Source organism: Cupriavidus gilardii, assembly GCF_008801915.1.
GTDB classification, from domain to species: domain Bacteria; phylum Pseudomonadota; class Gammaproteobacteria; order Burkholderiales; family Burkholderiaceae; genus Cupriavidus; species Cupriavidus gilardii.
Window position 1 is genome coordinate 60,631 of the sequence record NZ_VZOV01000002.1, and the last position, 17,300, is coordinate 77,930.

At 67.4% G+C, this 17,300-nt stretch carries 18 protein-coding genes, 3 tRNA genes and 1 pseudogene; 9 read left to right on the plus strand and 13 right to left on the minus strand.

Annotated elements, in window-relative coordinates; genetic code table 11:
• Positions 1-51: 51 nt before the first annotated feature.
• A complete protein-coding gene (locus F7Q96_RS03040; RefSeq protein ID WP_053821385.1) occupies positions 52-1,032 on the minus strand; it encodes a threo-3-hydroxy-L-aspartate ammonia-lyase in 981 nt (326 codons plus the stop codon).
• Between the two features lie 63 nt (positions 1,033-1,095).
• Entirely contained in the window at positions 1,096-1,440 is a 345-nt protein-coding gene (locus F7Q96_RS03045; protein WP_053821384.1) for a hypothetical protein, read from the minus strand.
• Between the two features lie 285 nt (positions 1,441-1,725).
• Between F7Q96_RS03045 and F7Q96_RS03050 the strand changes: the two genes are divergently transcribed.
• The gene (locus F7Q96_RS03050) at positions 1,726-3,162 is read left to right on the plus strand and encodes an aminotransferase-like domain-containing protein (protein WP_053821383.1); all 1,437 of its coding nucleotides are present in this window, start codon (positions 1,726-1,728) and stop codon (positions 3,160-3,162) included.
• A gap of 68 nt (positions 3,163-3,230) precedes the next feature.
• On the opposite strand, the gene lpxO is transcribed toward F7Q96_RS03050, so the two are convergent.
• Positions 3,231-4,133, minus strand: coding sequence for a lipid A hydroxylase LpxO (lpxO, locus tag F7Q96_RS03055; RefSeq protein WP_006579274.1), 903 nt, complete (start codon positions 4,131-4,133; stop codon positions 3,231-3,233).
• 117 nt (positions 4,134-4,250) lie between these two features.
• Complete coding sequence (locus tag F7Q96_RS03060) at positions 4,251-4,562, minus strand: hypothetical protein (RefSeq protein ID WP_053821382.1); 312 nt, start codon at positions 4,560-4,562, stop codon at positions 4,251-4,253.
• Positions 4,563-4,812: 250 nt separating this feature from the next.
• Here F7Q96_RS03060 and F7Q96_RS03065 point away from each other — a divergent pair, with 250 nt between their 5' ends.
• Positions 4,813-5,112 carry a hypothetical protein gene (locus F7Q96_RS03065; RefSeq protein ID WP_053821381.1) on the plus strand — a complete coding sequence of 100 codons (300 nt, stop codon included), beginning with the start codon at positions 4,813-4,815 and terminating at the stop codon, positions 5,110-5,112.
• A gap of 133 nt (positions 5,113-5,245) precedes the next feature.
• Entirely contained in the window at positions 5,246-5,536 is a 291-nt protein-coding gene (locus F7Q96_RS03070) for a hypothetical protein (protein ID WP_043440599.1), read from the plus strand.
• A 170-nt stretch (positions 5,537-5,706) separates the two neighbouring features.
• Here F7Q96_RS03070 and F7Q96_RS03075 read toward each other — a convergent pair.
• Together F7Q96_RS03075 and F7Q96_RS03080 are read right to left on the minus strand one after the other, a co-directional pair.
• Positions 5,707-5,783 (minus strand) — tRNA-Met (locus F7Q96_RS03075).
• Positions 5,784-5,918: 135 nt separating this feature from the next.
• Positions 5,919-6,179 (minus strand): hypothetical protein, encoded by a 261-nt coding sequence (locus tag F7Q96_RS03080; RefSeq protein ID WP_053821380.1) that lies wholly within the window; start codon positions 6,177-6,179, stop codon positions 5,919-5,921.
• A gap of 247 nt (positions 6,180-6,426) precedes the next feature.
• Here F7Q96_RS03080 and F7Q96_RS03085 point away from each other — a divergent pair, with 247 nt between their 5' ends.
• The gene (locus F7Q96_RS03085; RefSeq protein ID WP_144425753.1) at positions 6,427-6,834 is read left to right on the plus strand and encodes a hypothetical protein; all 408 of its coding nucleotides are present in this window, start codon (positions 6,427-6,429) and stop codon (positions 6,832-6,834) included.
• A gap of 133 nt (positions 6,835-6,967) precedes the next feature.
• On the opposite strand, the gene F7Q96_RS03090 is transcribed toward F7Q96_RS03085, so the two are convergent.
• Positions 6,968-7,044 (minus strand) — tRNA-Arg (locus F7Q96_RS03090).
• 123 nt (positions 7,045-7,167) lie between these two features.
• On the opposite strand from F7Q96_RS03090, the gene greB reads away from it, so the two are divergent.
• A complete protein-coding gene (gene greB, locus F7Q96_RS03095; RefSeq protein WP_053821378.1) occupies positions 7,168-7,734 on the plus strand; it encodes a transcription elongation factor GreB in 567 nt (188 codons plus the stop codon).
• Between the two features lie 24 nt (positions 7,735-7,758).
• Here the strand turns inward: greB and F7Q96_RS03100 are convergent, their stop codons facing one another.
• The 4 genes from F7Q96_RS03100 to F7Q96_RS03115 all read right to left on the minus strand — a co-directional run bounded on the left by F7Q96_RS03100 (position 7,759) and on the right by F7Q96_RS03115 (position 12,296).
• Positions 7,759-10,260 carry a RelA/SpoT family protein gene (locus F7Q96_RS03100; RefSeq protein WP_082371411.1) on the minus strand — a complete coding sequence of 834 codons (2,502 nt, stop codon included), beginning with the start codon at positions 10,258-10,260 and terminating at the stop codon, positions 7,759-7,761.
• Positions 10,261-10,385: 125 nt separating this feature from the next.
• A complete protein-coding gene (gene rpoZ, locus F7Q96_RS03105) occupies positions 10,386-10,589 on the minus strand; it encodes a DNA-directed RNA polymerase subunit omega (RefSeq protein WP_006578656.1) in 204 nt (67 codons plus the stop codon).
• A gap of 79 nt (positions 10,590-10,668) precedes the next feature.
• The gene (gene gmk, locus F7Q96_RS03110; protein WP_226994888.1) at positions 10,669-11,265 is read right to left on the minus strand and encodes a guanylate kinase; all 597 of its coding nucleotides are present in this window, start codon (positions 11,263-11,265) and stop codon (positions 10,669-10,671) included.
• Between the two features lie 95 nt (positions 11,266-11,360).
• The gene (locus F7Q96_RS03115) at positions 11,361-12,296 is read right to left on the minus strand and encodes a YicC/YloC family endoribonuclease (RefSeq protein ID WP_053821377.1); all 936 of its coding nucleotides are present in this window, start codon (positions 12,294-12,296) and stop codon (positions 11,361-11,363) included.
• 258 nt (positions 12,297-12,554) lie between these two features.
• Between F7Q96_RS03115 and rph the strand changes: the two genes are divergently transcribed.
• From rph to hemW, 3 genes and pseudogenes are all read left to right on the plus strand, one after another.
• On the plus strand, positions 12,555-13,274 hold the full coding sequence (gene rph, locus F7Q96_RS03120; RefSeq protein WP_053821376.1) for a ribonuclease PH: 720 nt from the start codon (positions 12,555-12,557) through the stop codon (positions 13,272-13,274).
• Positions 13,271-13,921, plus strand: a pseudogene (rdgB, locus tag F7Q96_RS03125) (RdgB/HAM1 family non-canonical purine NTP pyrophosphatase); the annotation flags it as partial. The gene rph and the pseudogene rdgB, both read left to right, overlap by 4 nt.
• Before the next feature lie 110 nt (positions 13,922-14,031).
• A complete protein-coding gene (gene hemW, locus F7Q96_RS03130) occupies positions 14,032-15,276 on the plus strand; it encodes a radical SAM family heme chaperone HemW (RefSeq protein WP_053821375.1) in 1,245 nt (414 codons plus the stop codon).
• Between the two features lie 94 nt (positions 15,277-15,370).
• On the opposite strand, the gene F7Q96_RS03135 is transcribed toward hemW, so the two are convergent.
• Positions 15,371-15,862: an outer membrane lipoprotein gene (locus F7Q96_RS03135; protein WP_006578288.1), complete on the minus strand. Its 492-nt coding sequence runs from the start codon at positions 15,860-15,862 to the stop codon at positions 15,371-15,373.
• A gap of 232 nt (positions 15,863-16,094) precedes the next feature.
• Between F7Q96_RS03135 and F7Q96_RS03140 the strand changes: the two genes are divergently transcribed.
• Positions 16,095-16,184, plus strand: a tRNA-Ser gene (locus tag F7Q96_RS03140).
• A 99-nt stretch (positions 16,185-16,283) separates the two neighbouring features.
• Here F7Q96_RS03140 and F7Q96_RS03145 read toward each other — a convergent pair.
• Positions 16,284-17,240: a Bug family tripartite tricarboxylate transporter substrate binding protein gene (locus F7Q96_RS03145; protein ID WP_144425878.1), complete on the minus strand. Its 957-nt coding sequence runs from the start codon at positions 17,238-17,240 to the stop codon at positions 16,284-16,286.
• Positions 17,241-17,300: the final 60 nt, after the last annotated feature.

Below are 17,300 nucleotides of genomic sequence, written 5' to 3' on the forward strand. Positions count from 1 at the left end.
TTCGGTGCCGTCGGCCGCTCGCGACCGCCCCTTCCTTGCCCAGCCGGTCCGTCAGTCCTGCGCCGGCGCCCGCCCCAGCAGCGCGGCGTAGCGGGCCATGTCGACATTGCCGCCGGACAGGATGATGCCGACCCGCTTGCCGGCGATCTGGACCTTGCCCGCAAATGCCGCGGCGGCGGCCAGGCAGCCGGTGGGCTCGACCACCAGTTTCATGCGGCCGGCAAAGAAGCGCATCGCCTCGATCAGTTGAGCGTCGCTGACCGTGACGATATCGTCGACCAGTTGCTGCAGTACCGGGAAGGTGTGGCGGCCCAGATGCTGGGTCTGCGCGCCGTCGGCGATGGTGTCGGGCGTGCCGATTTCGACGATGCGCCCCGCGCGCAGGCTTTGCTGGCCGTCGTTGCCCGCTTCGGGCTCGACACCGATGATGGTGCAGCCCGGATGCATCGCCCGGGCCGCCACGGCGCAGCCCGACAGCAGACCGCCACCGCCCAGCGGCACCAGCAGCACGTCCAGCGGACCGGCCTGCTCGAACAGTTCCTTGGCGGCCGTGCCCTGGCCGGCCATCACGTCCGGATGGTCGAACGGCGGGATCAGCGTCAGTCCCTGCTCGCGCGCCAGCCGCTCGCTGATGGCCTGGCGGTCCTCGGTATAGCGGTCGTACAGCACGACTTCGCCGCCATAGCCGCGCGTCGCGGCGATCTTGGCCGCGGGTGCATCCTTGGGCATCACGATCACCGCGCGCGTACCGAACAGCCGCGCCGACAACGCGATCGCCTGTGCATGGTTGCCCGACGAGAAGGCCGCGACACCGGCGGCGCGCTGTGCGGCGGACAGCTGCGCGATCGCGTTGTAGCCGCCGCGAAACTTGAAGGCACCCATGCGCTGCAGGTTCTCGCATTTGAAGAACAGCCGCGCGCCGGTCTGCGCGTCGGCGGTGGCCGAAGTCAGCACCGGCGTATGGTGCGCGACGCCGCTGATGCGGCGGTGCGCCTCCACGACATCGATGAACGAGATGGCCAATTGCGTCATGGGACAGCACTCCTTGCAGGGAAAAAAAGTACGCGATTCGAATGGGACGGGCATCGGCCGGGCTCAGTGCGCCAGGCGCCGGCGGCGCCAGCCGGAGAGTATGCGCGCGATGCGGGCCCGGGAAAATACCCAGGCACGTTGGCGCAGCCGCACGGTGGTATCGCGCCGCGCACGCACGGAACACCAGCCCGAGCGGGACAGCGTGACCACGCTGCCGGACGCCAGCGTCCGGCGCGGCCAGTGCAGCGCGCCGGCCAGCAGCAGCGGCGGCTCGACCAACTCCACGTCGCCATCGGCGACATGCAGTTCGGTGCCGGCCCTGGCGTGGAAGCCCACCGCATGGCCGGCATGCAGCATCAGGGCGCGGTAGTGGTAGATCGGATGTGGCAGCAGCGACAGGATGGACATGAGGGGCCTCGGGCTCGGGCGTCAAATTCAGGGTCGGCGTCGGGGTCGGGTTCGGCTGCGGCAGCAACCGCGGCGGCGCCTCGTGCCGCCGGCACGACCAGACGGACCGGCCGGTTCGTCAGTGCCGCGATCGACTGAACGCAGCGTACCGGCCGCGGCCGCGGTGCGGCAGGCACACCGCACCGGAACGGACAGCAGAACAGAGCCCCATCCTTTGCTCTGTTACGATACGGCGGATACTTTTCTGTATCTGTTGCGCATCGGCCGGATGCGCCACCATGCCGCATGGACTCCGCCCCGCTGTATCGCCAACTCGCCGGCCACTATCGGCAGGCCATCGCCGCGGGCACGCTGCTGCCGGGCGAACGGATGCCCTCGATACGGGCCCTGATGGAGCGCCACGACGTCAGCCTGTCGACGGCGCTGCAGGCGTGCCGCGAGATGGAGGCGCAAGGGCTGCTCGAAGCGCGCCCCCGCTCCGGCTACTTCGTCCGCCCCCCGGCACCGCAGACCACACCGATCGCCGAACCGTCGGCATCGCTGCCCGATCCCGCCCAGTACGTCGGCATCCACGCGCGCATCTCGGCGATCATCGCGCGCGGCCGCCGGTATCCCGACGCGGTCAATCTTGCGGGCGCCTGCGCGCCGCCCGAGCTCTATCCGGTCGAAGCGCTGCGCCAGGCCACCGGCCGCGCGCTGCGCCGCCACCCCAATCTGCTGGGCAGCGCGGTCGAGCCCGACGGCCATCCGGCACTGCGCGCCGCGCTGGCGCGCCAGGCGCTGCAGGCCCGCATGACGCTGGCGCCGGAACAGATCGCCATCACGCATGGCTGCACCGAGGCGCTGAACCTCGCCTTGCGCGCAGTGGCCGGCCCGGGCGACGTCATCGCGGTCGAATCGCCGACCTATTACGGATTGCTGCAAATCCTCGAAAGCCTCGGCATGCGGGCGCTCGAGGTCCCGTGCAGTCCGCAGACAGGGCTGTCGCTGGAGGCGCTGGAACTGGCCGCGCAGACCTACGACAACATTCGCGCGGTGGTGGTGGTGCCGAACCTGCAGAACCCGCAGGGCAGCATCATGCCGGACGCGAACAAGGCGCGGCTGGTGCAATGGTGCGAGGCCCGCGGCATCGCGCTGATCGAGGACGACTGCTTCTCGACGCTGGCCGACGACGACACGCCGCTGGCGGCCGCCAAGGCATGGGACCGCAGCGGCAACGTGATCTACTGCGCGTCGCTGCACAAGAATCTGGCGCCCGGCATGCGGCTCGGCTGGATTGCCGCCGGCAGATGGCAGGCCCGCGTCGAGATGCTGAAGTTCAGCCAGTCGCGGCCGAACGAACTGCTGTCGCAGATCGCCGTGGCCGAGCTGATGGCGTCCGGCGATGTCGATCGGCATCTGCGGCGGCTGCGCGCGCGGCTGCGCCACCAGCGTCATTGGGCAGCGGAGACCATCGCGGCGCTGTTTCCGCCCGGCACGCGGCTGTCGGCACCGCAGGGCGGCATGCATCTATGGGTGGAATTGCCGGACCGGCTGTCGTCGGAGGCGGTGTTCGAGCAGGCGCTCGAAGCCGGCGTGCGCGTGATGCCAGGCGTGGTGTTCTCCAACTCGAGCCGCTTCGACCATTGCCTGCGGATCAATATCGGCGCGCCGCGCTCGACCGCGCTGGAGCGGGCGTATCGGAAGCTGGCGGGAGTGGTGGCGCGGCTGTCGCCACGCTAGGAGGAGCGGTGGGACGCGGTGCATGGCACCGCGTCCTTGCAGCGGCTGCGGTCCCGAAGCCGGCAGCGCTACAGGAAGACGATCAGCGCGACGCCGGCGGCGATCAGGCCGAACTTCACCACGTAATAGACCTGGCGGTTCCACGCTTTCAGGCGGCGGCGATATTGGCCGCCCAACCAGACGATGCGGAACAGCTTGTTGATCATGCCGGTCTGGTCGTTCTCGTCGTTCGGCGAACTGGCGGCGCTCATCACCTTGCGGCCCAGCCAGCGATTGATCTTGCCGGCCCAGCCATAACGCATCGGCCGTTCGATGTCGCAGAACAGGATCAGCCGGTTCTGGTCGCTGCGGTTCTCCGCCCAGTGCAGATAGGTCTCGTCGAAGACCACGCCCTGCCCGTCGCGCCAGCTGTGCCGCTCCCCGTCGACCTCGATGAAGCAGCGGTCGTCGTTCGGCGTGGCCAGCCCGAGGTGGTAGCGCAGCGAACCGGCGAACGGATCGCGGTGCGGATTGAGCTTGCCGCCCGGCGGCAGCTCGGCAAACATCGCGGCCTTGACGAACGGCAGTTCGCGCAGCAGCGCGACCGTGCGCGGGCACAGCTGCTCGGCCGACGGGTGATGCGCCTCGTACCACTTCAGGTAAAAGCGCTTCCAGCCGTATTTGAAGAAGGAATTGAAGCCGGCATCGTCGTTCTTCTCGGCCGCCTTGATCTTGCGCATCGCGGCCAGCGCCAGCCCTTCGTCGCGGATCTCGGGCCAGGCGGCGCGCAGCTTCTCCAGTTCAGGGAAGCGCTCCACCGGGATGAACGGCGTGCGGGGAACGCCGGAGAACGCGTACATGAAGCAATTGACCGGCGCCACCAGCGCCGAATGATCCAGCAATTGCCGCCAGATGCGCAGACGCACCTTGCCGCGGAAATGCACATACAGAATCGCGCCGAGATAGGCCGCGACAATGATCCACTTGACCACCTCGAACTCCCCCTGAGCTGCCTGGTGCCAGCCTGTTGCCGTGCGGGCAAAGGCACACCATTAGCAATGAAGGATCGTAGTTTACCTAAATGGCAGGCTCGGCGCTGGAGAGCGGGATCAAGGCTTGCCGCGGGACTGGCGGGCGATGCGCTCGATCAGCGCGCGGGCGTCGTCGGGAGCGCCCTGCAAGGTCAGAAGGCGCGCGTTCAGCACCATGTTTTCGAGGACCAGCTTGGCGGTCGAGGCCCACATGGTGGCCAGCACCGCGTCGACCGGCATGCCGGCCGCTTCCATTGCCTGCGAGCGCTCGGCCACCAGACGGCAGACCAGGGACCGCAGCGCGCCGTCGTCGAATGGCAGGTTCGCATAGTCGATCGGATCTTCCTTCTCGACCTCCACCATCAATTGCATCAGCATGTCCTCGGTCATCGGCAGCTCCTTGCGGGATGATGCGGGTGGCCCCTTGCGGGATCGGGCAGCGGCGGCGCGGGCGCGGGGCCGATGCGACCGAAGCTACGGCAAACGGCGCCGGGCTGTCAATTCCGGGCCCTCGCCCGGTGCGACGAATCGATCCCGGCCAGCGATAGAAAATGGCCTCGCACGCAAGCTGAACAAAGCGCGGGCGGCACGGTCAGATCACGTGGTTCTCATTCTCATTTCGACCGGAGACGCACGAACAATGACGAAGCGTTTGTTGTCCGCCATGCGGCAGTACGCATGGTTCCAGGGAGTCAAGCATCACGTCGTCCAGGGTGTCGAGGCGCTGGCCGAGCTGCTGAAGTCCCCTTCCGTCGCCGCGCGCGCGGTGGCCGCGATCATCGCCGAGACCGAGCACGGCGTGCAGGTGTGGGTGTCGTACTTCGGCAAGCCGCTCGACCCGCATACCAACTACGTGCTGTGGCCCACCCGCGCGCTGAAGGCGGCGCGCCGGCGCGTCGCGCTTCCGGTCTTTCCGGCCCGCGATCGGCCCGAAGGTTGACGGCGTAAAGTCGACGGCGTCAATCGCCATCGGACAGGCGTGCTGTAGGCCACGTCCCGACAGCAGGCGCCCCGGGGCCGCCACTAGAATGGACATCACACCGCCAACCCACAGCACGGAGGCCGAGATGGACATGCCCGAACCGGTACACGACGAAGCGCTGGTCAACCTTTACCTCGAGCGCATCTCGGCGCTGTCGGTCAGCGCGTTCGATGGCGCCGATGTCGGTGACGAACTGCAGCAGCTGATGACCGAGGCGGTCAGCGAATGCGACGCCAGCAAGACGGCTCCGGTCGGCAACAATCTGCAAGTCCTGGTGGCCAGGTTGCGCGAACGCGCCGAGGCCGCGGAGCGTGAAGATCAGCCGGCGATACGCGAGACGTTCGAACAGGCGATCGCGCTGGCGGGCGGTTCCGCGGTGTAAGCGCGGCAAGGCGCGGACGACCCGGCCCCGATGCATCGAACACGGAGGCAGTGAAGGCGGTACTTGTCAGGGGGATACTGCGAGGGACGGAACTGCGTGCCGCTGAGATGTCTGCACGGTACCTGGTTCAATGGCCAGGCACCGTGCGTAACGACGACATCTCGGGAATCTGGTTGCGGGGGCAGGATTTGAACCTGCGACCTTCGGGTTATGAGCCCGACGAGCTGCCAGACTGCTCCACCCCGCGTCTGGAAGAACAACATTATGCAGCAATCGCGCCGCCATTGCAAGCCTTATTGTCGGCACGAACTCCGGCCGCGAAGCGGCAATCCATCACAACGTGACATGATGGCGCACGACTCCCGCGATGCCGCCACGGGCCTCAGCACTCCGGACCGAGAATGCGATCGACGCGCGCGTAACCCGCGCTGAAGGCCGCGACCTCGGCGGCATGGCGGGTCGCAAAGACCTGCTCGCCGCTGGAGATCATCTCGACATCGCCGGCATCGCTCGGATCGCCACCCTCCTGCCCGATGCGGACCTCGTAGGTCCATCCCGAGGCTCCGCCACCCTCTCGCTCGGACACCAGCACATAAACGTCCATGCCGCGATAGTCCTCGACACGCCAGTCGTCGTCATGCATCGCACCTCCTGCAATGGGCCTGGTACACAGGTTCAGGCTAGCCAGCGTGCGGCGCAGGCGCAAGGCGGCGAAGGCTGACGCGGCTGTCGGAGAACGGCGCAGTCGAAACGCAATTTGACAGTGAGCCTGCTCGATTCGTGCCATCATCCTCGCCATTGCAGAACCCATGTCAGCCAGGCATTCCCGCCTGGCCGCAAGCCCGGCCAGAACCCCGCACCAACGTCAATGCATCATGGAAAATCGCAAGATGGACCGAATCGATCGACTGGAACAATCGGTGACCCGGCTCGAGGGCGACGTCTCGATGTTGAAGACCGACGTGTCGACTCTAAAGGCCGACGTCTCATCGCTGAAGACGGACGTCTCGTCCCTGAAGACGGACGTGTCGTCCCTGAAGACCGATGTCGCCCACCTGACCACCAGTGTCGCGGACATCCAGACCACGCTGACGCGCCTCGACGCCAAGCTTGACCTCGGCGAGATCCGGGCCTCGGTCGAACGCGCGCATACCGACATCTACAAGTGGGTCGCCACGCTTGCCATCTCCGTCGCCGCGCTAGGCTTCGCGGCATACGCTGGACTGAAGGCCGGCGCCAACGTCCAGAGCGGCCGCCCAAGCGCGGTGGCAAACAGCGAGAATCCGGCCGCGCTGTAAGGGGGAGCGCTCGATCAGCGTCGATCGCCACGCTGACGGCCGGGCATCCGCGGCAATCCAGCCCCCACCGGCAACACCAAAACAAAAACGGCCTGGAGAGAAGACTCTCCAGGCCGTTCGTACTGCATGTAGGTGGCGCGGCTGGCAGGATTCGAACCCACGACCCCTTGGTTCGTAGCCAAGTACTCTATCCAACTGAGCTACAGCCGCACGCGAGAAAGAGATTATATCGCGTTTTTTGTTTTTGGGAAGCCCCCGGCGCCATCTTTTTCGGCGTCACCGTTGCAGGCCGCTGTTCCTATAATGTCTGCCTGCCAAGAAGTGATCCGTACCATGAGCAAGGCATTTGTCAAAGAACCGTCGGACGACGAAGACGACGACCTTCCCGAAGGCGCGACCCCGCTGCCTGCCGGCACCAAGAACTACATCACCGCGCAGGGCTACCAGCGGCTGCGCGGCGAGTTGATGCACCTGATCGATGTCGAGCGACCCGAGATCGTACAGATCGTTTCGTGGGCCGCGTCGAACGGCGATCGTTCGGAAAACGGCGACTACCTGTACGGCAAGAAGCGTCTGCGCGAGATCGATCGGCGCATCCGCTTCCTGACCCGCCGGCTCGACAAGGCCGAGGTGGTCGACCCTTCGCTGCAGGGCGACAACGACCAGATCTTCTTCGGCGCGACGGTGACCTACGCCAACCAGTCCGGCGAGGAAAACACCATCACGATCGTCGGCATGGACGAGGTCGATCTGGACGCGCACCGGGTCAGCTGGATCTCGCCGATCGCCAAGGCGCTGATCAAGGCCCGCGAAGGCGATACCGTGCCGCTGCGCACGCCGAGCGGCATCGAACAGATCGATATTCTGGAAGTCCGCTATCCGAAGCGCGGCGAGGCCTGAGGCCCTGCCGACCCCGGCCGCGCGTCAGCCGTCGTTGCGGTCGCGGAAGATGCGGATGACGTCGGTGTTGCGGCGCAGGGCCCGCATCACGTTGGCCAGGTGCAGGCGGTCGTGGACCTGGATCACGAACTGCATATAGGTCGCTTCCTGCCGGCCGTTGTCCTGGTGCTCCATCGCGACGTGGGCGACGTTGGCGTCGGCGGCGGTCAGGTCCGCCGCCACGCGCGCGACGATGCCCTTGACGTTGCGCACCAGCACCTTGATCGAGACGTCGAAGGCACGCGTGGTCTTGTTGGCCCACATGACCTCGATCCAGTGCTCGGGATCCTTGCTGTGCAGCCGCTTGGCCACCTTGCAGTCCTGGACATGGATCTGCAGCCCTTCGCCCTTGCCGAGATAGCCGACGATCGAATCGCCGGGAATCGGCCGGCAGCACGCCGAGAAGATCATCGACATGCCCTCGTCGCCGGTGATCGGCACCGCGGGCGCCTCCTCGCCGGCAAAGGTCTGCACCGCCGCCATCAGCGCGGTATCGAAGTCGCCGGACAGCTCCTGCAGCAGGATTTCCATGCGCTTGGCGACCACCGCCGGCACGCGCCGCCCCAGCGCCAGGTCGGCGAAGATGTCGTCGCGCTGCTTGTTACCGGTCCACTGGATCATCCGTTCCCAGACCGGCTGCGGCACCGCCTTCAGGTCGATGCCCAGCTGGCGCGCGGCCTGCTCCAGCAGCCGCTCGCCGAGCTGGATCGCCTCGTCGAGCTTGGTCGTCTTCAGATAGTGGCGGATCGCCGCGCGCGCCTTGCCGGTACGCACGAACGACAGCCAGGCGGGATTAGGCTTCGAATACGGCGCGGTGATGACCTCGACGATATCGCCGCTCTTCAGTTCGGTACGCAGCGGCAGCAGCTCGTTGTTGATCTTGACCGCGACGCACTGGTTGCCGAGATCGCTGTGCACCGCATAGGCGAAGTCCAGCGCCGTGGCCCCGCGCGGCAGCGCGCGGATATGGCCCTTGGGCGTGAACACATAGACCGCGTCCGGGAACAGGTCGATCTTGACGTGCTCGAGGAATTCCTGCGAATCGCCGGTCTGGCTCTGGATATCGAGCAGCGACTGCAGCCACTGGTGCGCCTGCTGCTGGATATCGTTGATCTGGTCGGCGTGATGCTTGTACATCCAGTGCGCGGCCACGCCAGCCTCGGCGATCTGGTGCATCTCGCGCGTGCGGATCTGGAACTCGACCGGCGTGCCGAACGGGCCGACCAGCGTCGTATGCAGCGACTGGTAGCCGTTGATCTTCGGGATCGCGATGTAGTCCTTGAACTTGCCGGGCATCGGCTTGTACAGCCCATGCAGCGCGCCGAGCGCCATGTAGCAGTGCATCTGCGTCTCGACCACCACGCGGAAGCCGTAGACGTCGAGCACCTGCGAGAACGACAGCTGCTTGTCGTGCATCTTGCGGTAGATGCTGTACAGGGTCTTCTCGCGGCCCGACAGCTCCGCCACGATGCCCGCGTTGGCCAGCGCGCTCTGCGCGGCCTCGAGGATGCGCGAGACCACCTCGCGGCGATTGCCGCGCGCCGCCTTGACGGCTTTCTCCAGCGTCGCGTAGCGGAACGGCGAGCCAACCTTGAACGACAGCTCCTGCAGCTCGCGATAGGTGCTGTTCAATCCGAGCCGATGCGCGATCGGCGCGTAGATCTCCATCGTCTCCAGCGCGATGCGCCGGCGCTTCTCGGGCGGCACGAAGTCCAGCGTCCGCATGTTGTGCGTGCGGTCCGCCAGCTTGACGAGGATCACGCGCACGTCGCGCGCCATCGCCAGCAGCATCTTGCGGAAGCTCTCCGCCTGCGCCTGCTCGCGGCTCTGGAATTCGAGCTTGTCCAGCTTGGTCAGGCCATCGACCAGTTCGGCGACCTTGGGACCGAACTTCTCGGCCAGCTCGCTCTTGGTGATGCCCTGGTCCTCGATCACGTCGTGCAGCAACGCCGCCATGATCGACTGCGCATCGAGCTTCCACTCGGCGCACAGCTCGGCGACCGCCACCGGATGCGTGATATAGGGCTCGCCGCTCTGCCGGTACTGGCCGAGGTGAGCTTCGTCGGAAAACTGGAAGGCCTCTCGGACGAGGGCCTGGTCGGCAGGCTTCAGGTAATTGAGCCTCTCCATCAGCCTGGAGATGGAGATTACCTGTTGCCGCGGCGGCACCGCGGGCTGCGAGGTCGGGCCGAAGAAATGCCGGTACGTCTGCGCGAGGACCGCGTCGATGAACAGGCCGTCCGCAGCCTGGGCAGCCGGCGCGGCCAGCGCGATGCCGTTGTCGATCTCGCGCGGCTGCGCGGACGCGGCGCTCGCGGCCCGGCCCTTGGCCGGTGCCATCGCCGGGGCGACGGCGCGCTCGCCGACCACGTCGTCGCCCAGGGGATCGGGCAGGTTCGGCGCGCCGGTACGCGCCGCGGCGCGCGTCTCCCCCGTGCTGCCCGGCTTGGGCGACGATCGCGAGGAAGAGCGCGGCGACGAGGGCATGATGGCGGCCTGTGGTTCAGACGTGGGCAACGAATGCGATCAGGACAATCCGGTCGACCAGGGCGACGATCGGGCGGGATTCCAGGATAGCTCGCAATGCCGTTGAAAACCGGGCCGCCGGCCGATCAGGTCGGAACCTTCTTCAGCATTTCGATGCCGACCTGGCCCGACGCGATCTCGCGCAGTGCCACCACGGTCGGCTTGTCCTTGGCCTCGACCTTCGGCGTGTGCCCCTGCACCAGCTGGCGCGCGCGGTAGGTCGCCGCGAGCGCGAGCTCGAAGCGGTTCGGGATGTGTTTCAGACAATCTTCGACGGTAATACGCGCCATATCAAATCTACCTTGAGACAGAACCTATGCGATGGCCGCCATTTTACCGCAGGTGGCCCGCGGCCCCGCGGCCTCGCCTTCAGTGGATGCCGAGTTCGATGAACAGATCGGCGTGCCGCGCCTTCTGCGACGAGAAACGCAGCCGCGTGGCACGCACCACGCAGCGCAGCTTTTCCAGCGCTTCGTCGAACACGTCGTTGATGATCACGTAGTCGGCTTCGGAGGCATGCGCCATCTCGCTGCCGGCCGCCAGCAGGCGCCGCACGATCACGTTGGGCTCGTCCTGCCCGCGCTTGCGCAGACGCTCTTCGAGCGCGGTCAGCGACGGCGGCAGGATGAAGACCTCGACCGCATTGGAGAAGCGCTTGTGCACCTGCTGCGCGCCCTGCCAGTCGATCTCCAGCAGCACGTCGTGGCCATGCGCCATCTGCTGCTCGATCCAGACGCGCGAGGTCGCGTAGTAGTTGCCGTGGACCTCGGCCCATTCGAGGAAGTCGCCGCGATCGCGCGCCTCGCGGAAGGCTTCGATCGTGGTGAAGTGGTACTCGCGTCCGTCCTGCTCGCCGGGACGCGGCGGCCGCGTGGTATGCGAGATCGACAGGCGGATCGACGGGTCCTGCGCCAGCAGCGCGTTGACCAGCGTGGATTTGCCCGCGCCGGACGGGGCCACCACCATGAACAGGTTGCCGGGGTAGACGGTGTCGATCGCGGTATGCGACTGCGCCGGCGCGTTGGACGCAGGATGGGGCTGAGTAGTGTCGCTCATGTTGGTCATTCGAGATTTTGAATCTGTTCGCGCATCTGCTCGATCAGCAGCTTGAGCTCCATCGACGCATCGGCCAGTTCCTTGGCCGCGGCCTTCGAGCCCAGCGTGTTGGCCTCGCGGTTCAGCTCCTGCATCATGAAGTCGAGCCGCTTGCCGACCTGGCCGCCCTTGTCGAGGATATGCCGGGTCTCGTTCAGATGCGCCTCGAGCCGGGACAGCTCCTCGGCGATATCGATGCGGATGCCGTAGACGGTCGCCTCCTGGCGGATGCGCTCGCCGATCTCGTCGCGCGACATCGACGGCATGCCGTTCGGCGCGACCAGGTTGAAGGCCTCCTGCAGCCGCTCGGTCAGCTTCTCCTGGTGCTGCGCGATCAGGTCCGGCACCGCGGGCGCGAGGCGCTGCACGATCGCCAGCATCGCGTCGATGCGGTCGACCAGCGCGGCCTTCAGCGCATCGCCCTCGCGGCGGCGCGCTTCGAGCAGCTGCGCCAGCGCGTCCTTGGCGGCGCCGAGCACCGCGTCGCGCAGCGCATCCTGCGACAGCTCGGGCTCGATCAGCACGCCGGGCCAGCGCAGGATCTCGCCCATGCGCAGCGTGCCGGCCTGATCGAAGGTCCTGGCGACGGTGGTTTCGAGCTCGCGCAGCTGCGCGAGCAGGCCGGTATTGAGCGCCAGCGCCGCGCCGCCCGCGTCGGTGCGCTGCAGATTGATGCGGCACTCGAGCTTGCCGCGCGACAGCTTGGCCATCAGCATCTCGCGCAGGGCCGGCTCGAACGCGCGGCACTCTTCCGGCGCGCGGAACAGCAGATCGAGGAAGCGCGAATTGACGGTGCGGAATTCGACCGACACGGCGGCGGTCCTGCCGCTGGGCGCGCCATGCGCGTCGGTCAGCGGTGCCTGGCGCGTCGCCAGGCCATATCCGGTCATGCTATGGATCATGGATTCGTCTCTTGAGGGGGCTGGCGGCGAGGGCCGCACGACGCGGCGACCGCGGCCTGCCCGGCAGTGGGCTGACCAACACTGATTGAACACAGTATTGTAAAGAACTTTGCCCGGCGGCCCCCTCGCCGCCCCGCTACCGCGCCACTGCCGCGCCGCCGCCGTGCGGGACCCGGCGCGGCGCGCGGCCGCCAGCATCCGCGGGCACCCGGCGTTAAAATCGCGCCTGTTCCCGATTTTCCTTCCAAGAGAGCCTCCATGCGACCCAGTGGACGCGCGGCCGACGCGCTGCGCCCGATCACCCTGACCCGCCACTACACCCGGCACGCCGAAGGTGCGGTGCTGACCGCCTTCGGCGACACCAAGGTACTGTGCACCGCCAGCGTGCTGGCCAAGGTGCCGCCGCACAAGAAAGGCAGCGGCGAAGGCTGGGTGACCGCCGAATACGGCATGCTGCCGCGCGCCACCCATACCCGCTCGGACCGCGAGGCCGCGCGCGGCAAGCAGTCGGGCCGCACCCAGGAGATCCAGCGGCTGATCGGCCGCGCGCTGCGCTCGGTATTCGATCTGTCGCGGCTGGGCGAATACACGCTGCAGCTTGATTGCGACGTGCTGCAGGCCGATGGCGGCACCCGCACCGCCGCGATCACCGGCGCCTTCGTCGCCGCCCATGACGCCGTCTCGGTGATGCTGCGCGACGGCCTGATCGCGGAAAGCCCGATCCGCGACTTCGTCGCCGCGGTATCGGTCGGCATGGTCGACGGCGTGCCGGTGCTCGACCTGGACTACGCCGAAGACAGCGCCTGCGACACCGACATGAACGTCGTGATGACGGGCAGCGGCGGCTTCGTCGAGGTCCAGGGCACCGCCGAGGGCGTGCCGTTCTCGCGCGCGCAGCTCGACGCGATGACGCAGCTGGCCGAGCGCGGCATCGCGCAGCTGGTCACGATGCAGCGCCAGGCGCTGGATCTGGCATGACGGCGGGCATGACGGCAAACATGACCGCGGGCATCGCCATGCGCGCCGCGCAACGCCTGGTGCTGGCCTCGAACAACGCCGGCAAGCTGCGCGAGTTCGGCGCGCTGCTGGCACCGCTGGGCTTCGACGTGGTGCCGCAGCGCGAGCTCGGCATCCCCGAGGCCGAGGAACCGCACGTGACCTTCGTCGAGAATGCGCTGGCCAAGGCGCGCCATGCCAGCCGCCTGTCGGGCCTGCCCGCACTGGCAGACGACTCCGGCATCAGCGTCGACGCGCTGGGCGGCGCGCCCGGCGTCTACTCGGCGCGCTACGCGCAACTGGCCGGCAAGGAGAAAAGCGACGCCGCCAACAATGCCCATCTGATCGCCGAGCTGGCAGGCCACAGCAATCGCCGCGCGCACTACTACTGCGTGCTGGTGCTGGTGCGCCATGCCGACGATCCCTGCCCGATCATCGCGGAAGGGCGCTGGGACGGCGAAGTGGTCGATGTCCCGCGCGGCGACGGCGGCTTCGGCTACGACCCCTACTTCCTGCTGCCGGCGCTGGGCAAGACCGCCGCCGAACTGTCGGCGGAAGAGAAAAACCGCGTCAGCCATCGCGCGCTGGCCCTGCAGGCACTGTGCGAGCGGCTGCGCCAGGACGCGGCCATGGATAGCGCCACGCAAAACGCCACCGATAGCGCGACCGATAGCGCGACCGATAGCGCCACCGATAGCGCTACCGAAAACGCCGCGAACACGTCCGCGCACGGCCGGCCATGATCCCGATCCTTCCCGTCACCGGCACCGCGCCCGCCCCCGCTTCGTCCGGCGGCGACAGCGTCGGCCTGTGGCTCAAGCCCGGGCAGATTTCGCTGCCGGCCTCGCCGCCGTTGTCGCTGTATGTGCACGTGCCCTGGTGCGTGCGCAAATGCCCGTATTGCGACTTCAATTCGCACGCGGCGCCCGACGGCAGCGAGATTCCCGAGGCCGCGTATCTCGACGCGCTGCGAGCGGACCTCGAGCAATCGCTGCCGCTGGTATGGGGACGCCCGGTCCATACGGTGTTCATCGGCGGGGGCACGCCGAGCCTGCTGTCGGCCGCCGGCATGGACCGGCTGCTGTCCGACATCCGCGCGCTGCTGCCGCTGGACGCCGATGCCGAGATCACGATGGAGGCCAACCCCGGCACCTTCGAGGCCGAGCGCTTCGCCAGCTATCGCGCCAGCGGCATCAACCGGCTGTCGATCGGCATCCAGAGCTTCAACGACGAACACCTGCGGGCGCTGGGCCGCATCCACGGCGGCGCCGAGGCCCGCGCCGCGATCGACATCGCGCTGCGCCACTTCGACAACGTCAATCTGGACCTGATGTACGCGCTGCCACAGCAAACGCTGGCGCAGTGCCGGCAGGACGTCGAGACGGCGCTGTCGTACCGCACTTCCCACCTGTCGCTGTACCACCTGACGCTGGAACCGAACACGCTGTTCGCGCGCTTTCCGCCGGCGCTGCCCGACGACGACACCGCCTACGAGATGCAGGACTGGATCGAGGCGCGCACGGCCGAAGCCGGCTATCGCCACTACGAGACCTCGGCCTATGCGCAGCCGCATCGCGAGGCGCGCCACAACCTGAACTACTGGCGCTTCGGCGACTACCTCGGTATCGGGGCCGGTGCGCACGGCAAGCTGTCGTTCCCGCATCGCGTGCTGCGCCAGATGCGCTACAAGCATCCGGCCACCTATATGGCGCAGGCGATGGCAGGCAACGCGGTGCAGGAAGCGCGCGATGTCGATGCCGCCGAGCTGCCGTTCGAATTCATGCTGAACGCGCTGCGGCTGACCGACGGCGTGCCGGCGAGCCTGTTCCACGACCATACCGGCCTGCCGCTGCATGCGATCCGCCGCGAGCTGGCGCAGGCAACCGAAAAGGGCCTGCTGGACCCGGACCCGACCGTGATCCGCCCGACCGAGCTGGGACGGCGCTTCCTGAACGACCTGCAGGAGATCTTCCTGAAGTCGTGAGTGGCAGCGGGACAACCCGCCGCACCCATGAAAAAAGGCCGCGATTCGCGGCCTTTCTCCATTCCATTGCTGCCCTCGCAGCGGCGGAACTCGCTCAGATCGGCGACGCCATGTCGTTGGCGACCTGCACCCGCTGGCCGACCTGCAGATTGTTGGCCTGGCGCTGCGTCACGGTGGCCATGCGGCCATCGTCGAGTCGTACGTGCACGCGATAGACGGTCTCCATGCCGCCGGTGGCGCGCTGTTCGATCTGGTTGCCGGCCACGCCGCCCGCCACCGCACCGCCAATCGTCGCGATGGTCTGGCCGCGGCCGCCGCCGATCTGGTGGCCGAGCAGGCCGCCGGCCAGACCGCCGATCACGGTGCCGAGCAGACCCGAGCTGGCGCCGCGCGGTTGTTGAATCGGTTCGATCGCTTCGACGCGACCGTAGAACACCGAGCCGGCCGGCGCCTGGTAGGACCCCTGGCCGTAACCCGTGTTGGCCGCCGGGGCGCCGTAGCCATAACCGCCACCGGGCGCCGCGCAGCCGGCGGTACCGATCGCGGCCGCCAGCGCGGCCATGCCAAACAAAGTCTTGCCATTCATTTAATGTTCTCCTGACTGGGACGAGAAGAGACGGGATGCGGCGCACCGCCGCTTCCCTCCTGCCCTAGGAGGTATACATCCAGACAAGGTTCCGCGATGTCGGACGGACGCCGACAGGGCCGGTTTCTTGTCTTCCCGCGGTGCAAGATGTGTAACGAGGCGTTTCCGACCCCACCGGGATACCGCCTTGCTATAATGCGCGGCCGGCGCAAGGCCGGCCCGTCATGGGACTGGAGACGTGGCCGAGTGGTTTAAGGCAGCAGTCTTGAAAACTGCCGATGGGGTGACCCATCCGTGAGTTCGAATCTCACCGTCTCCGCCAATCGCAGCACAAGACCCTCACGGCCACACATCCCCGACGCAATGAAAAAGCCCCGCATGACGCGGGGCCGGAACATCTCGTACGGCGGTCTTTCGATCGTCAATCGATCGTGATCTTGCCGGTCTCGATCACGTTCTTCCAGCGCTGCAGCTCCTGGTTCTCGAACTGCGCGAACTGCTCCGGCGTATTGGCGACGACCTCGAAGCCGGTCTCGGCCAGCTTGGCGCGCATCTTCGGATCGGTCAGCGAGCTGACCAGCGCGCCGTGCAGCCGCGTCTTGACGTTGGCGGGCAGCCCGCGCGGCGCGGCGACGGCCTGCCACGAATAGACCTCGACATCCTTGACCCCGGCTTCGGCCAGCGTCGGCACATCGGGCAGCAGCGGCGAGCGCTTCTCCGAGGTAATGGCCAGCGCCTTCAGCTTGCCGGCCTTGATGTGCTGGATCACCGCGTTGATGTTCTGGAACGAGACCTCGACCTGTCCTGCCAGCAGGTCCTGGATCGCCGGGCCGCCGCCCTTGTACGGCACGTGCAGGCCGTCGGTGCCGGTCTTCTGCCAGAACAGCGCCGCGGTCAGGTGGTCGGACGAACCCGCGCCCGACGACGCGAAGCTGACCTTGCCCGGATTCTTCTTCATATGGGCCACCAGGTCCTGCACGCTGCGCGCGGCGACCGACGGATTGGCGACCAGCACGTTGGGCGCGCGCACCGCGACCGTCAGCAGGTCGAAGTCCTTGGCCGGATCGTACGGCAGGTTCTTCTGCAGGAACGGGTTGACCGCATAGACGCCGATCGACGCAATCATGATCGTGTAGCCGTCGGCCGGCGCGCGCTTGACCATCGCCGCGCCGATCGCGCCGGTCGCGCCCGGGCGGTTCTCGATGACGAAGGGCTGGCCCAGCTTTTCATTCAGCGGCTGCGCCAGCATGCGGGCAATGGTGTCGGTCGATCCGCCAGGCGGGAACGGCACCACGACCGACACCGGTTTCTGCGGCCAGTCCTGCGCGGCCGCGGTACCGCTGGCCAGCAGGCCGCCGGCGAACGCGCCGGCCAGCATGCCCGCGGACAGCATCAGCCGCGGCAGGCGGCGCACACAGGTGATGAAGGACTTGCTCAT